Origin of the sequence: Ulvibacterium sp., assembly GCF_028285715.1 — a bacterium.
In the GTDB taxonomy this organism is placed as follows: domain Bacteria; phylum Bacteroidota; class Bacteroidia; order Flavobacteriales; family Flavobacteriaceae; genus Ulvibacterium.
Genome location: NZ_JANQOO010000020.1, coordinates 592,853 through 607,200, shown reverse-complemented (window position 1 = coordinate 607,200; position 14,348 = coordinate 592,853). Strand labels below are relative to the sequence as shown.

The window sequence follows — 14,348 nt, the reverse complement described above, 5'->3', positions numbered from 1 at the left end:
AAACTCCTATGAGAGAATCCCCGCCCCCTCCTAAAATTCCTAATCTAATCTTCTTTGGCATAATGGTAATACTTTAAAATAGGTGTTGATTTTTATGTGTTTAATATATAGAAAATATCTAAGCTTTATAGACGATTTTTTCGTTCTTGAAGAAAATGAAAAACAGAAAAAATACCAAAAGGGCAAATGCCGCCGGATATATCCAAATAACCTCCCATGAATGGGCGCCTTCATTGGAAACGTAGGTGTCGGTGATTTTGCCTGCGATCCAAAAACCGATAAGCATGCCAAGGCCGTAGGTGGCCAAGGTAATCAATCCTTGAGCGGCACTTTTTATATGGGTACCTGCCTTGCTATCGGTGTAAATCTGTCCGGAGACGAAGAAAAAATCGTAACAAATACCGTGTAAGGCTATCCCCAATAACAATAAGAACGCCAACTCTCCCGGATTACCATAGGCGAATAGAACATAGCGCAAGGCCCAGGCCAACATGGCCACCAACATGGTCTTTTTAAATCCATATTTTTTGAAAAAGAAGGGAAGTAGCAACATAAAGAGAATTTCCGAAATCTGTCCGATAGTCATTTTTCCCGCGGGATTGGCTACCCCAATTTCACCTAGAAACTGTCCTGCATGTTGGTAATAAAAGGCCAAGGGAATGCATATAAGAACAGATGCTATGAAGAAAATCAAAAAATTGCGGTCCTTTAATAGTCCCAACGCTTCTAGTCCCAGAATATCCGAAATACTTACTTTCTTCGTTTTGTCCATTCTAGGAGGTGTTTTGGGAAGGGTAAAGCAAAAAACCCCAAGTAGGGCCGATGAAATTGCGGCCATTAGAAAAGTGTTTCTTAAGATGCCTTCCGAAATTCCTTCTTGGGAATCCCAATTCAAATAACTGATAAGAAGACCGGCCGCTATCCATCCAATGGTTCCAAAAACGCGAACTTGGGCAAATTCCTTGGCAGGATTCCTCATTTGATTAAAGGAAACCGAATTGACCAGGGCCAAGCTGGACATGTATAAAATCATATACACCAAAAGATAGGGGAAGAATAACGTAAAGTCCGTGGTTTGGTACAAGAGGTACATCAATATGGCCCCCAAAAGATGCAGTACACCCAAAATACGTTCTGCATTAAAAAATCGATCCGCAATGAGTCCAATAATAAACGGGGCCAAAATGGCGCCCCAGGACTGAGTGGAATATGCCATCGCTATTTCGGCACCATCAGATCCCAATGTATTGGGCAGATAGATTCCCATGGTGACATACCAACTGCCCCATACAAAAAACTCCAAAAACATCATTAGAGACAACTGCAAACGAACTCCTATTCTCATAGCGCCTATACTCTTTGTTAACGTTTGTAATGAATGTAATCCAAGGGTAACGGCTCCAAGTTGTTAGCCCTGAAATCCATGGCTATCTGACCCCGATGATGTGAGGAGTGATTGATAATATGGAATAGAATATCTTGCAAAGTATTGGCAAACAAGCGTCCTTCGGTATTCTCATAGTCTATCCGTTTTTCAAAGTCCTCCGAGTTGGTGGTAATCTCAAAAGAACTCCTTTGATTCTCGTAATGCAAATCGCCCCAATCCTTGATGTCATGGGATTGCCAAACCGAATATTCAGGAGATTTCCCAAGAATTCTGGCATTCCAAATATGATGGGCATTGAGAATATGGCTAAAGAGTTGGATACTTTTCTCGGGGACGGTCTCCATTGCACTGCATCGCTCAATAAACTTTTTATTGCAATAAAAATTGTAATCGAAAAGCTGGTTAAAAAAGACTTTCATAAATCATATTGCTTTGGTATCAGCCTAATTTTTTGACCGCATTGAGCATCAATTTCCTAGTGGCCAAAATACCTTCTTCCTCGCTCAGTGCGCTGCCTTCATATTCTACCCCAATGTATCCGGTATACCCGGCATCCTTTACAATTTGAAGCATTCTTGTATAATCTATATGGGTCTCGTTCCCATTAGAGTCGAACTCATGGGATTTGGCGCTCACCGCTTTGGCATGTTGCATCAATTCAGTGACACCTTGATAAATATCATACATTTCTGCACAGCCCTTTGTATAATCCTTGGGGTCGTTCCTCCGGATACAAAAATTTCCAAAATCCGGTAGCGTACCACAATTATCCATGTTTACGGTTTCCATAACATCAGCTACCATGGCCCCATTGGAAGAAAGTCCGCCATGATTCTCCACAATTACGTTTATATTTTTATCCTTGGCATAAGTTGATAATTGGGTAAGGGAATCCACGGAGGCCTCCTTCCAAACTTTTGGATCGTCCGTTCCGTACAGATTTACCCGTATGGCGTGGCACCCCATAGCTGCGGCCGCGTCTACCCATTTATAATGGTTCTCCACCGTTTGTTTGCGTTCGTTGGCATCGGGTACAGCCATTCCGCCTTCTCCATCCACCATTATCAATACATTTTCAACCCCGTGTTTTTTGGCTTCTGCGTTACATTTTTCCACAAAGGCGGCCATAGCCTCATCGGAGTAGTTGGCCGCTTCCAATTCCTTGTTGTACAATTGATTTACATATTCTATACCGGTAAACCCCCACTTCTTGGCTTTCTCGGCAAAAGTGTAGGGATCCACTCCGTCTTCCCGGATCATTTTATGGATGGACCATTGGGCCAAGGATAATTTAAAGAAAGGGCCTGTTTCTTCGATCATAGTATTTCCTTCGGTCTCTTCGGAATCTTTTTTCTTTTCTTGCTTACAGGCATGAAACCCTAAAACGGACAATGCAAGGCCCGCCCGGGAGCCATTTTGAATAAAATGTCTTCTTCTCATGGTATTTGGATTAGTTGTTTGCTTATGAATCGCCGCTGATTTTCTACATCGATATAGTAGACTATACCGCAAGGAGTATAGCGTTTAAATGTAGAAAATTAATTTTATATTTAATACATTTAGGGCATAAACAATCAGGTACATGAGCAAATTTTATTACAACGACGAACAGGCGTCATATGACGCCATTGTCGTCGGAACTGGTATCAGTGGAGGCTGGGCCGCAAAAGAATTGTGCGAAAAAGGATTAAAAACATTGGTTCTGGAACGCGGTAGAATGGTGAAACATATCCAAGACTATGAGACCGCCAATTTAGACCCTTGGGATTTTCCTAATGGGGGCCAACCTACTCCTGAGCAGAAGGCACAACAATTGAAACAAGCACGAACGGGTTATACCACCAAAGCGGCCAGCCGTATGTGGTTTGTAAACGACTTGGAGCACCCCTATAATGAAATCAAACGTTTCGACTGGATGAGAGGGTATCACTTGGGAGGACGTTCATTGCAGTGGGGTCGTCATAGTTACCGTTGGAGTGATATTGATTTTGAGGCGAACAAACGCGAGGGGATTGGGGTGGATTGGCCCGTACGTTACAAAGATATAGCTCCATGGTATGACAAGGTAGAATCCTATATTGGGGTAAGTGGCGAACCTCTAGGGCTCTCGCAATTACCTGATGGACAGTTTCTACCCATGATGGAACTGAATTGTCTAGAACAACATGTTCGGGAAAAAGTCGCTGAAAATTTCGATGGCAGGGTTATAACCGCAGGGCGGGTGGCCCACATAACAGGCGATAAAAAGTTTGATGGGCGTACTAAATGCCAGTTTAGAAACCGATGTATCCGTGGATGCCCTTTTGGCGGGTATTTCAGCAGTCTATCCTCTACCCTTCCCGCAGCGGAACGTACGGGGAATATGACTTTACGTCCAGATTCCATTGTTCATGAAATAATGTACGATCCGGATACAAAAAGGGCCATTGGCGTCAAGGTCATGGACCGTGTTACCAAGGAAAGCCATGAATTTAAGGCCAAGGTTATTTTCCTCTGTGCTTCCGCCATGGCATCCACCGCAATTTTGATGCAGTCCAAGTCGGATAGATTCCCCAATGGTCTGGGCAACGATTCCGATCAATTGGGTCGTAACATTATGGATCATCATTTAAGGGTAGGCGCTCAAGGAAAGTTTGATGGTTTTGAAGATAAATATTACAAGGGAAGAAAACCGAATGGCATATATATCCCACGCTTTAGAAATTTGGGAGGAGACTCCAACCGCAAGGAATATAAGAGAGGCTTCGGATATCAAGGTGGGGCCAGTAGGGGTAATTGGGACGATAGCATTGCAGAACTGGGTTATGGAAAAACAATGAAGGATGCTATTTTAAGACCTGGGGGTTGGACATTTGGCATGGGAGGTTTCGGAGAGGTCTTGCCCTATGAAGATAATAGATTTACTTTGGACTACGATAAAAAGGATCAGTGGGGACTGCCGACGTTGACTTTTGATGCGGAACTACGGGAGAATGAATATGAGATGCGAAAAGACATGAAAGACTCGGCCGTTGATATGTTGGAAAAAGCAGGGCTTCGCGATGTGGAACCCTTTGATAGCCCTGGTGCCTTAGGCCTTGGCATCCATGAAATGGGAACTGCCCGTATGGGACGAAACCCAAAAACATCGGTGCTTAATGGAAATAACCAGGTCCATGCCGTTCCCAATGTCTATGTAACGGATGGTGCTTTTATGACCTCGGCAAGTTGTGTAAACCCATCCTTGACCTATATGGCCTTTACCGCCCGGGCGGCCGATCATGCAGCAAAAGAACTAAAAAAAGGAAATATATAATGGATAGAAGAAAAGCACTTAAAAATATGGGGCTGGCCATGGGCTATTCCGTGGCTACACCAACACTGATTAGTTTAATGCAGAGTTGTAAAGGCGAGGTGGCCTTGGAATGGACACCTGATTTCTTTACCCAGGATGAAGGGGCTGCATTGACCAAATTAGTCGATATTATTCTTCCAAAAACGGACACTCCATCAGCATCCGAAGTTCAGGTACATATCTTTATTGACCGATTTGTGGATCAAGTTATGGAAAAGAAGGAACAGGATTTTACAAAAATGTCCATGGCTCATTTCCTTGAAAAGGCTTTGACGGATTCAGGCAAGGGCAAGGCGGGGGATCTTAGCTCCGAGGATTTGGAACCTGTCCTCGCAGAGGCTCTAAAAGTTACCAAAGCTGATGAAATGAAGAACCTTGAAGCAGTTCAACAGTACAATGAAGCCATGGCCGAAGGAAAAGAAGCAAGTTTAGACAACGCTGTTTCTCGTTTCGCCTTTGCCAAAAGTTTAAGGGATATAACGATTTGGGGCTATAAAACCTCTGAATATGTAGGGGAACAGGTTTTGGAATACCTTCCTGTCCCCGGTGAGTATATTGGTTGTGGTGACGTGAATGAACTAACAGGAGGTAAGGCCTGGTCCTTATAAAACTATATTTATGAAAAGACGAAGTTTTCTACAGAAAACCGCATTAACCTCTGGGGCCATTACTGTGAGTGGGGCAATGGCTTATGCCAAAGACAACAAATCAAATGCTCCCCATGAATTTAACCTGAAATATGCCCCTCATCTGGGTATGTTCAAAGGACTTGCCGGAGAAGACCCCATAGATCAAATCAATTTTATGGCGGATCAAGGGTTCACGGCTTTTGAGGACAATGGCATGATGAAACGTGACGTGGCCTTACAGACCAAAATGGGAGAAACCCTTGCCAAACGCAATATGACCATGGGCGTCTTCGTGGTAGACAAGGGTGGGAATATGGCAAATACCTTGGCTGCGGGCAAACAAGAATATCTGGACATATTTTTGGATGGCTGTAAAAAAGCTGTTGAAGTGGCCAAAAGGGTAAATGCAAAATGGATGACCGTTGTTCCTGGTGGGTTTGAACGAAATCTTCCCATTGGTGTGCAAAATGCAAACGTTATTGAAGCCTTGCGCCGAGGGGCAGAAATTTTTGAGCCCCATGGTTTGGTTATGGTACTTGAGCCGCTATCAGATTCCCCGGACCTTTATTTAAGGACATCGGAACAAACGTATTTAGTTTGCAAGGGAGTGGATAGCCCATCTTGCAAGATATTGTACGATATCTATCACATGCAGAAAAATGAAGGCCACCTCATCCATAACATGCAGCTCACTTGGGATGAGATCGCTTATATTCAGATTGGTGACAATCCAGGACGAAAAGAACCCACCACAGGTGAAATCAATTATAAAAACGTCTTTAAGTGGATTCATGAGAAAGGGTTTGATGGTGTACTGGGTATGGAACATGGAAACTCCAAGCAAGGTAAAGCTGGTGAACAGGCCGTTATTGATGCCTACAAAGAAGTGGATAGTTTTCTATAGTCCCTGTTGCTATTTTAGGACTACCTCTATAATCGTATCAATATCGTCTTTTTTGTTTTTTGGGATTTCCAGCAGAAGGCCATATTTATCCAAACGATGGCCTACTGTGGTTTTATCCTTATAGAACGTTACCGATTTTATTTTTTCTTTAAATGGATTAATGAGTAGGACCTCCTTGTCCCAATCCAAAACATGGATATATAGTGTCTTTCCCTTTTGGGTACTAACACCCCAATCTTCGGGGGCTATGATTCCTTTACGGGTTCCATAAATGGTTTCTCCGTTTTTGGCCATCCATTCACCCATGGCCTTAAGCGATGCCTTATGCTCCGCTTGTATTTCCCCATTGGGCATAGGCCCAACGTTTAACAACAAATTGGCGTTCCTACCGGCCGACTTCACCAACATATGCACCAATTCCTTGGGCGACTTGTGGTTATCGTCCAGAAGGTTAAACCCCCAGGAACCGTTAATGGTAAGGCACATCTCCAGGGGCAACTGGCTTATAGGTCCTTTATTGAATCCAGCGGTATTCTCACCCGGCAAATCTTGCTCGAACATTTGAAAATCCTCACCAGGAAATGGGTGTACATGGTGGTTACTTCCAATAAGCGCCCCAGGTTGAAGTCTGTGAATCATTTTATAGGTCTCCATGTGTTGCCAATCGGCATCTTTTTTATCCCACATGCCATCAAACCATATACCTCCAATCTCACCATAATTGGTCAACAACTCACTTAATTGGGCATTCATATACGCTATGTAATTGCCCCAGCTACCACTTTCGGGGCGGCCTGTGTATCCTTGGCCTGTTCTTCCACGGGGGTAGTAATCCGGATGGTGCCAATCCAACTGCGAATAGTAGAAGAAGAGCTTTATCCCCTGTTTTTTGCACTCTTCCGCCAACATTTTTAGCACATCCTTGCCATAAGGAGTGGCATCTACGATATTGTAATCCGAAATATTCGAGTCATACATTGCAAAGCCATCGTGATGCTTACTTGTAATGGTAATATACCTCATCCCGGAATCCTTCACCATTTTGACCCACTCCGCGGCATCAAAGTTTATAGGATTAAAAAATCCAGGTAGTTTTTCGTATTTGGCAATAGGAATTTTTTTTTGTTCCATAAACCATTCCGCTACACCCGGATTACCTCCCCCTCCCATTACACTGTACACGCCCCAATGCACAAAAAGGCCAAATTTGGCGTCTTGAAACCACTGTCGATTTTCTAAATTTTCTTTTGTGGGCTTATAAACCTCTTGACCAAATACCAAATTGGTCATAGTAATAAAAGCAGCGGCTAAAATGAAGTTTTTCAACATCTAAAATATGGTTTTTTAAGGTATGTCCGGAGTATTTAATCTTGCCAAGGAAGCGTTGATTTGCTCTTGGGACAATTCGTGTTTGACTATTCTCCCCTCAAAATAATCGTCATAGGCTTTCATGTCAAAATTGCCGTGTCCACAAAGGTTAAAAAGAATGGTTCTTGAAACACCTTCCTCTTTGCATTTATTGGCCTCGGCAATTACTGTGGCGATACCATGTGTAGCCTCTGGAGCAGGGATTATTCCTTCCGCCTTTGCGAAGAGTACTCCGGCCTCAAAAACTTCCAAATTATCGTGGGCAACCGCCTCGATCAACTTATCTTTTAACAATTGGCTTACAATCACCCCTGCTCCATGATAACGGAGTCCTCCCGCATGTATGGGCGCAGGCACAAAATCATGTCCCAGGGTATACATGGGCAACAGGGGTGTCATCCCCCCGGTATCCCCAAAATCATATTTGAAAACACCTCGCGTCAATTTAGGGCATGAGGTAGGTTCGCTGGAGATACAGCGGATGTTTTTCCCCTTTTCAAAATTCAATCGAAGGAAAGGAAAAGTTATTCCAGCAAAATTAGATCCACCACCAAATGGTGCAATCACAATATCTGGCATATCCCCGCCTTCTCCATTTGTTTTATGGCTTCCTGCCCAATTACCGTCTGATGGAGTTTAACGTGGTTAAGGACACTTCCTAAAGCGTATTTGGTCTGATCATCACGCATGGCAGCTTCAACGGCCTCGGAAATCGCTATTCCCAAAGAACCCGGGCTATTAGGGTCCAGGGCTAAAATTTTCTTGCCTGCCTCTGTTAATTCGGTGGGAGATGCATGGACCGTTGCGCCCCAGGTATTCATCATAGATTTGCGGTAAGGCTTATGATCATAGGAGAGTTTAACCATATATACTTCGCAGTCTATATTAAAGTGTTGGCAGGCAAAACTCAATGCACTTCCCCATTGCCCTGCACCGGTCTCGGTGGTAATCTTTTTTACTCCTTCTTTCTTATTGTAATAGGCTTGGGCTACAGCGGTGTTAGGCTTGTGTGACCCGGAAGGACTTACTCCTTCATACTTATAGTAAATCTTGGCCGGAGTGTCCAATACCTTTTCCAGGTCATAAGCCCTGTACAAAGGTGTAGGCCTCCATAAACCATAAATATTACGCACCTCATCGGGTATGGTAATCCATTTTTCCATGCTCACCTCCTGCTCAATGAGGGCCATAGGGAATAATGGGGCTAAGGCTTCCGGACCGATAGGTTCCAAAGTTCCAGGATGGAGGGGAGGCAAAGGCTTGTTGGGCATATCGGCGATGATATTGTACCAGTTCTCCGGAATTTCATTTTCTTCTAGCGTAAATTTGCGTTGCCCCATGGGTTTACTATTTATTTCAAATTGCTGTTTTATATTCGCTTTACTTATGTTTTAAATATAGCGAAAGGTTTTAACAAAATTCTTTTCACTGAACTAAATTTGACCTTACTTAACCTTTATAATATCTTCTATGCAATGGTGCATTTGGTCGAAAAAATTTGGGTTTTCGATAAACTGCACTAGAGATACGTAAGCTTTAGCTTACATTTACGTTAATTTATTATGTCCCCCTATATCTACCTTCTTGGCGTATATGTACTTTTGCTTCTGATTTCAAAGGCTCTTTACCTTTTTTATTTAAAGAAGAGAACGGATTAATAGCCTGTTTTGTAATCCCGCAAATAATGCACCTAAGACCTAACCCATCCTTTGAGACTTGTTATGCGATTCTGTGTAATGATTTTTTCGTCTTTTTTAGCATAATGAATCTTCACGTCAATGCTGCATAACATTTTAACAAATTTTTTACTTCGTTTGTAAAATTAATGTGATCTTTTTTCGTTCCATTTGCGTATATATTATGTAATCCTTGCTGGGAAATGGACAATTATCTCGTTATTTTAATGATTTACCTTGCGGCCTATATGTTTTCTATAGCTTTAAAGCCGTATTTTAAAGATTAGATCGGTCTAGACTACTCCCCGTTCTTTGTAGGGTATCCGTGTGCCCCTATTTTTTTAATCTCCTTTTAAAAATATTGAAAAAGCCCCGGCATTTTAATACCAAGGCTTTTTAATCAATAAACACTATCACAATGCTGAATCCCTATAAAAATAATAAGGGATTTCGGCACAAATTATGATCCACACATAAGGCAATCATCATCTGCCTGGCCTTCTTTGGCCCGTGCAATCATTTCCTTCATTTCTTCGGGCGTCATTGGTTGTATATCCAAATCTTGTTGTTGAACTATCGGAGTAGGCTTAACTTCAATTGCCTTGGCCTCTTCAGGGGCAGGGGGTGTAGCGGCTGCAACCTCGGCCTCGGCCGCGACACTAACAGGCACTTCCTTTTTCTTTGTATTGTCCAAAGTAAATTTGATGGCATCAACCGCAGCTTTGGTCCTTAAGTAATACATTCCTGTCTTTAAGCCACTTTTCCAAGCATAAAAATGCATGGAAGTCAGTTTGGAATAATTTGCATTTTCCATGAACAAATTCAACGATTGGCTCTGGTCAATGAAATAACCCCGTTGACGGCTCATATCAATAATATCTTTCATACTGAGCTCCCAGACCGTTTTATACAACTCTTTAATAGTATCGGGAATTATGTCGATATGTTGAATGGAGCCGTTGGCGCGCATCAACTCTTGTTTAAGGTTTTCATTCCAAAGTCCGAGTTTTACCAAATCCTCCAAGAGATGTTTATTCACTACGATAAACTCCCCGGATAATACCCTTCTGGTATAAATGTTGGAAGTATAGGGTTCAAAACACTCGTTGTTCCCAAGTATTTGCGATGTAGATGCGGTTGGCATGGGGGCAACCAAAAGGGAGTTGCGAACGCCATTTTTTGTGACCTGCTTGCGCAATTTACCCCAGTCCCATCGACCTGAAAGTTCTTCGTCCTTAATACCCCAAAGATTGTGTTGGAATTTCCCTTCTGAAATTGGGGAACCTTTAAAGGAAGAATAAGCTCCTTCTTCCTTGGCTTCTTCCATAGAAGCGGTAACTGCGGCATAATACAAGGTTTCAAAAATATCTTGGTTCAATTCCTTGGCCTCATCACTTGTAAAAGGTAGACGTAACATAATAAAGGTGTCTGCAAGTCCTTGAACTCCCAAACCAATTGGTCTATGGCGCATATTGGAATTTTCAGCTTCCTTTACAGGGTAGTAATTTCTATCAATGACCCTGTTGAGATTCTTGGTCACACGTTTTGTAACCTTGAACAATTCCTTGTGATCAAATTTGCCCCCTTTAACAAACATGGGAAGCGCGATAGAGGCCAAGTTACAAACAGCTACTTCATCAGGGGAAGTGTATTCCAATATTTCGGTACAGAGATTGGAAGATCGGATGGTACCCAAGTTTTTCTGATTACTTTTGCGATTGGCGGCGTCCTTATAAAGCATGTAGGGTGTCCCCGTTTCAATTTGGGATTCCAATATTTTTTCCCATAAATCCCTGGCTTTTACGGTTTTCCGTCCTTTATTTTCTGCCTCATACTTCAAATATAGCTTTTCAAATTCCTCACTGTGATTTGAAAACAGTCCTGGGCATTCATTAGGACACATTAAGGTCCAGTCTTCATTAGCCTCCACGCGTTTCATGAACAAATCTGGAATCCACATTGCATAGAACAGATCGCGAGCGCGCATCTCTTCTTTTCCGTGGTTCTTCTTCAATTCCAAAAAATCAAAAATATCAGCATGCCAAGGCTCTACATAAATGGCAAAACTACCTTTGCGTTTTCCGCCCCCTTGATCAACATAACGGGCCGTATCATTAAATACCCGTAACATAGGGACAATACCATTGGAAGTACCATTGGTGCCTGCTATATATGATCCCGTGGCCCTAACATTATGTATCGAAAGTCCGATACCCCCAGCAGATTGCGATATTTTTGCGGTCTGCTTCAACGTATCATAAATACCATCGATACTATCGTCCTTCATGGCCAATAGGAAGCAGGAGGACATCTGAGGCTTGGGCGTTCCTGAGTTGAAAAGGGTAGGCGTCGCGTGGGTAAAATACTTTTTCGACATCAGCTCATAGGTTTCTATAGCGGAGTCCAAATCATTCAAGTGGATTCCGACCGCAACACGCATCAACATATGTTGCGGCCGCTCGGCTATCTTCCCGTTCAGTTTAAGGAGATAGGATCTTTCCAAGGTCTTAAAGCCAAAATAATCGTATCCAAAATCACGATTGTATATAATGGTTGAATCCAGTTTTTCTGAATTTTCGGAAATTACCTTGTAGACCTCATCAGATAGCAATGGAGCCTTTTTACCAGTTCTGGGATTTATATATTCGTATAAATCCTTCATGGTTTCGGAAAAGGATTTTTTTGTATTCTTATGTAAATTGGAAACGGAAATACGAGCGGCTAACTTTGCATAATCTGGATGTGTGGTGGTCATGGTAGCGGCTTGTTCGGCGGCTAAATTATCCAGCTCCGAAGTAGTGACGCCATCATAAAGCCCTTCTATTACGCGCATGGCCACTTTTATGGGGTCTACCAATTCGTTGAGCCCGTAACATAGTTTTCTGACCCTAGCCGTGATCTTATCGAACATCATCGGCTCTTTTCTTCCGTCCCTTTTTATTACATACATTTTCTTATTGTTGTTTTAGTGATGTGTTGGTAAATTGAGTGTTGTATTTTTTTGGGCTCCATGTTCACATACCTAACGGAACCGGTCCAGAAACCCGCATAATTCACTACTTAGAAATCAGCGTCAAAACTGATTTTTTGGGCATCTTCATCCTTTTCTTTGTTGAGGACGCCGGCTTTTTGGTACTCGGACACCCTTTTTTCAAAGAAATTGGTCTTCCCCTGTAGTGAAATCATATCCATAAAATCAAATGGATTGGCAGAATTGTATACTTTTTCGCATTGGAGTTCAACCAATAACCTATCGGTTACAAATTCCAAATATTGGGTCATCAGTTTAGCATTCATGCCAATGAGACTAACGGGTAGGGATTCTGTAATAAACTCCCGCTCTATGTCCAAGGCATTTGTTAGAATCTGGGTAATCCTTTCCTTGGGCACCTTGTTGACCAAGTGATGGTTGTGTAGATGAACGGCATAATCGCAGTGCATCCCTTCATCGCGGGAAATTAGCTCATTGGAAAAGGTCAATCCCGGCATCAAACCTCTTTTCTTTAGCCAAAAAATAGAACAAAAAGCCCCTGAAAAGAAAATTCCTTCTACAGCGGCGAAGGCGATCAGTCGTTCGGCAAAGCTCGGCGAATCAATCCACCTAAGTGCCCAATCTGCCTTTTTCTTGATAGCCGGAAAGTTCTCAATGGCTTGAAAAAGGATGTTCTTTTCCTTTTCGTCCTTCACATAGGTATCTATTAACAGGGAGTAGGTCTCAGAGTGGATATTCTCCATCATAATCTGGAATCCGTAGAAGAACTTAGCTTCGGAATATTGGACTTCATTCACAAAATTCTCGGCCAAATTCTCATTTACAATTCCGTCGGATGCGGCAAAAAAGGCTAAGATATGTTTTATAAAGTAACGTTCATCGTCACTCAATTTATTGTTCCAATCGGATAAATCCTGATGTAAATCAATCTCCTCGGCAGTCCAAAAACAGGCTTCACACTTCTTATACCATTCCCATAAATCATGATGTTCAATGGGGAAAATTACAAATCTATCCTTATTTTCCTGTAAGATAGGCTCCACGGCAGTTGACATAATCTATGAAGTTTTTAAAGTTAATTTGAGATAAAATTACCTCTCGGCAGGGAGTAACAAAGATTTAAAAATGTTATGAAATTGTAAAGACTGTTTTATCAAAACCAGTTCAAAGTTTTTAACACAGGTTGTTGAAATCCATCCTCGTAAGTGATGAACACTGGCCTAATCTGAAAACAAAAATTAGCGTTTTTTGTTATTGGGATTAAACAAAATTAAATAGACCGGAAAGTATACATTTTTATACCTTCCGGTCCATTAAATAAGGTAGTTGAAATGCGAGTAAAAAGGAACTTGTATGCTAACCAGCTCTCTTTTACGTCTTTTTTGTTTTGAATTGGATAGAAATAGGCAACTATCTTTGCCCCATTCAGCCATATCGAGGGGAAATAGCTCATTAGTCATAATAATACCGCCAAACCGTACGGCCCTCTAATGCATCATGAACTGATGCTCATCGCGAAGGATGCTGATTCAGGTAGTTCCCCCGAAACCTATAATCGAGCAAAAACCAACGAGTTGGTCGGTATCCATTTTGCGACGATTCATTAGATTGGCTGTTAGAAAACAGTAACATGTATATCTTCAACATGTTTCCAAAGGCCGTACATCCTGGAATGGCAGTGTTATTTAACTTTTCATGTTTTCGTTATTATTTAATTTATCGCATATCTTGAAGATATTCGATGTGGCCTTAAGCACTTTATCAAATTACACCAAAACTATTTTACATACCAAAATTTAGAGCATAAATGAATTCAACTGGGACAAGAAGGGGCTAAAAAATATAAATGACTTGAAATTGAATATAGGCCAAGACAACATTGAATTGTAGCAAAAATAAGAAATTTAAGTTCAACAGTTCTTATGTTAACAAATTTGATAGCCCAACATTCGCCTTATTTCGATAATTGTCTGGTCATGAAGTTTCCTAAAACAGTAATTTCCCTACCATTAGGATTATACATAGTTATGTCCAAAAAGTTTTGAAGTTCGCATATCC

The 14,348-nt window shown here is 41.9% G+C and carries 11 protein-coding genes; 3 read left to right on the top strand and 8 right to left on the bottom strand.

The annotated features are described in order from the left end of the window. Window positions 1-118: 118 nt before the first annotated feature. From Q0993_RS14045 to Q0993_RS14035, 3 genes are read right to left on the bottom strand one after another with little or no spacing between them, the layout of a single operon-like run. Window positions 119-1,345, bottom strand: a complete 1,227-nt coding sequence (locus tag Q0993_RS14045; protein ID WP_299534003.1) for a nucleoside permease — start codon at window positions 1,343-1,345, stop codon at window positions 119-121. A 17-nt stretch (window positions 1,346-1,362) separates the two neighbouring features. Then, window positions 1,363-1,806, bottom strand: a complete 444-nt coding sequence (locus Q0993_RS14040) for a DinB family protein (RefSeq protein WP_299534001.1) — start codon at window positions 1,804-1,806, stop codon at window positions 1,363-1,365. A 19-nt stretch (window positions 1,807-1,825) separates the two neighbouring features. Next, entirely contained in the window at window positions 1,826-2,827 is a 1,002-nt protein-coding gene (locus Q0993_RS14035) for a sugar phosphate isomerase/epimerase (RefSeq protein ID WP_299534000.1), read from the bottom strand. 142 nt (window positions 2,828-2,969) lie between these two features. On the opposite strand from Q0993_RS14035, the gene Q0993_RS14030 reads away from it, so the two are divergent. From Q0993_RS14030 to Q0993_RS14020, 3 genes are read left to right on the top strand one after another with little or no spacing between them, the layout of a single operon-like run. Continuing rightward, window positions 2,970-4,682 (top strand): GMC oxidoreductase, encoded by a 1,713-nt coding sequence (locus Q0993_RS14030; RefSeq protein ID WP_299533999.1) that lies wholly within the window; start codon window positions 2,970-2,972, stop codon window positions 4,680-4,682. Next, window positions 4,682-5,329 (top strand): gluconate 2-dehydrogenase subunit 3 family protein, encoded by a 648-nt coding sequence (locus Q0993_RS14025; RefSeq protein WP_299533998.1) that lies wholly within the window; start codon window positions 4,682-4,684, stop codon window positions 5,327-5,329. The genes Q0993_RS14030 and Q0993_RS14025 overlap by 1 nt, the downstream gene beginning before the upstream one ends. A gap of 10 nt (window positions 5,330-5,339) precedes the next feature. Further along, window positions 5,340-6,254 carry a TIM barrel protein gene (locus Q0993_RS14020; protein WP_299533997.1) on the top strand — a complete coding sequence of 305 codons (915 nt, stop codon included), beginning with the start codon at window positions 5,340-5,342 and terminating at the stop codon, window positions 6,252-6,254. 9 nt (window positions 6,255-6,263) lie between these two features. Here Q0993_RS14020 and Q0993_RS14015 read toward each other — a convergent pair whose 3' ends face one another. The 5 genes from Q0993_RS14015 to Q0993_RS13995 form a co-directional block, all read right to left on the bottom strand. Next, complete coding sequence (locus Q0993_RS14015; RefSeq protein ID WP_299533996.1) at window positions 6,264-7,583, bottom strand: alpha-L-fucosidase; 1,320 nt, start codon at window positions 7,581-7,583, stop codon at window positions 6,264-6,266. Between the two features lie 15 nt (window positions 7,584-7,598). Continuing rightward, complete coding sequence (locus Q0993_RS14010; RefSeq protein ID WP_299533995.1) at window positions 7,599-8,201, bottom strand: pyridoxal-phosphate dependent enzyme; 603 nt, start codon at window positions 8,199-8,201, stop codon at window positions 7,599-7,601. Further along, window positions 8,186-8,962: a TrpB-like pyridoxal phosphate-dependent enzyme gene (locus tag Q0993_RS14005; protein ID WP_299533994.1), complete on the bottom strand. Its 777-nt coding sequence runs from the start codon at window positions 8,960-8,962 to the stop codon at window positions 8,186-8,188. Before Q0993_RS14005 ends, Q0993_RS14010 begins: the two co-directional genes overlap by 16 nt. A 796-nt stretch (window positions 8,963-9,758) precedes the next feature. Then, on the bottom strand, window positions 9,759-12,248 hold the full coding sequence (locus tag Q0993_RS14000; RefSeq protein ID WP_299533992.1) for a ribonucleoside-diphosphate reductase subunit alpha: 2,490 nt from the start codon (window positions 12,246-12,248) through the stop codon (window positions 9,759-9,761). A 110-nt stretch (window positions 12,249-12,358) separates the two neighbouring features. Further along, window positions 12,359-13,345: a ribonucleotide-diphosphate reductase subunit beta gene (locus tag Q0993_RS13995; protein ID WP_299533989.1), complete on the bottom strand. Its 987-nt coding sequence runs from the start codon at window positions 13,343-13,345 to the stop codon at window positions 12,359-12,361. Window positions 13,346-14,348 lie beyond the last annotated feature (1,003 nt).

What these genes read in the sequence shown, in the direction of transcription:
- Q0993_RS14045 (WP_299534003.1), bottom strand. Translation starts at nt 1,345, where the DNA reads ATGAGAATAGGAGTTCGTTTGCAGTTGTCTCTAATGATGTTTTTGGAG.
- Q0993_RS14040 (WP_299534001.1), bottom strand. Translation starts at nt 1,806, where the DNA reads ATGAAAGTCTTTTTTAACCAGCTTTTCGATTACAATTTTTATTGCAAT.
- Q0993_RS14035 (WP_299534000.1), bottom strand. Translation starts at nt 2,827, where the DNA reads ATGAGAAGAAGACATTTTATTCAAAATGGCTCCCGGGCGGGCCTTGCA.
- Q0993_RS14030 (WP_299533999.1), top strand. Translation starts at nt 2,970, where the DNA reads ATGAGCAAATTTTATTACAACGACGAACAGGCGTCATATGACGCCATT.
- Q0993_RS14025 (WP_299533998.1), top strand. Translation starts at nt 4,682, where the DNA reads ATGGATAGAAGAAAAGCACTTAAAAATATGGGGCTGGCCATGGGCTAT.
- Q0993_RS14020 (WP_299533997.1), top strand. Translation starts at nt 5,340, where the DNA reads ATGAAAAGACGAAGTTTTCTACAGAAAACCGCATTAACCTCTGGGGCC.
- Q0993_RS14015 (WP_299533996.1), bottom strand. Translation starts at nt 7,583, where the DNA reads ATGTTGAAAAACTTCATTTTAGCCGCTGCTTTTATTACTATGACCAAT.
- Q0993_RS14010 (WP_299533995.1), bottom strand. Translation starts at nt 8,201, where the DNA reads ATGCCAGATATTGTGATTGCACCATTTGGTGGTGGATCTAATTTTGCT.
- Q0993_RS14005 (WP_299533994.1), bottom strand. Translation starts at nt 8,962, where the DNA reads ATGGGGCAACGCAAATTTACGCTAGAAGAAAATGAAATTCCGGAGAAC.
- Q0993_RS14000 (WP_299533992.1), bottom strand. Translation starts at nt 12,248, where the DNA reads ATGTATGTAATAAAAAGGGACGGAAGAAAAGAGCCGATGATGTTCGAT.
- Q0993_RS13995 (WP_299533989.1), bottom strand. Translation starts at nt 13,345, where the DNA reads ATGTCAACTGCCGTGGAGCCTATCTTACAGGAAAATAAGGATAGATTT.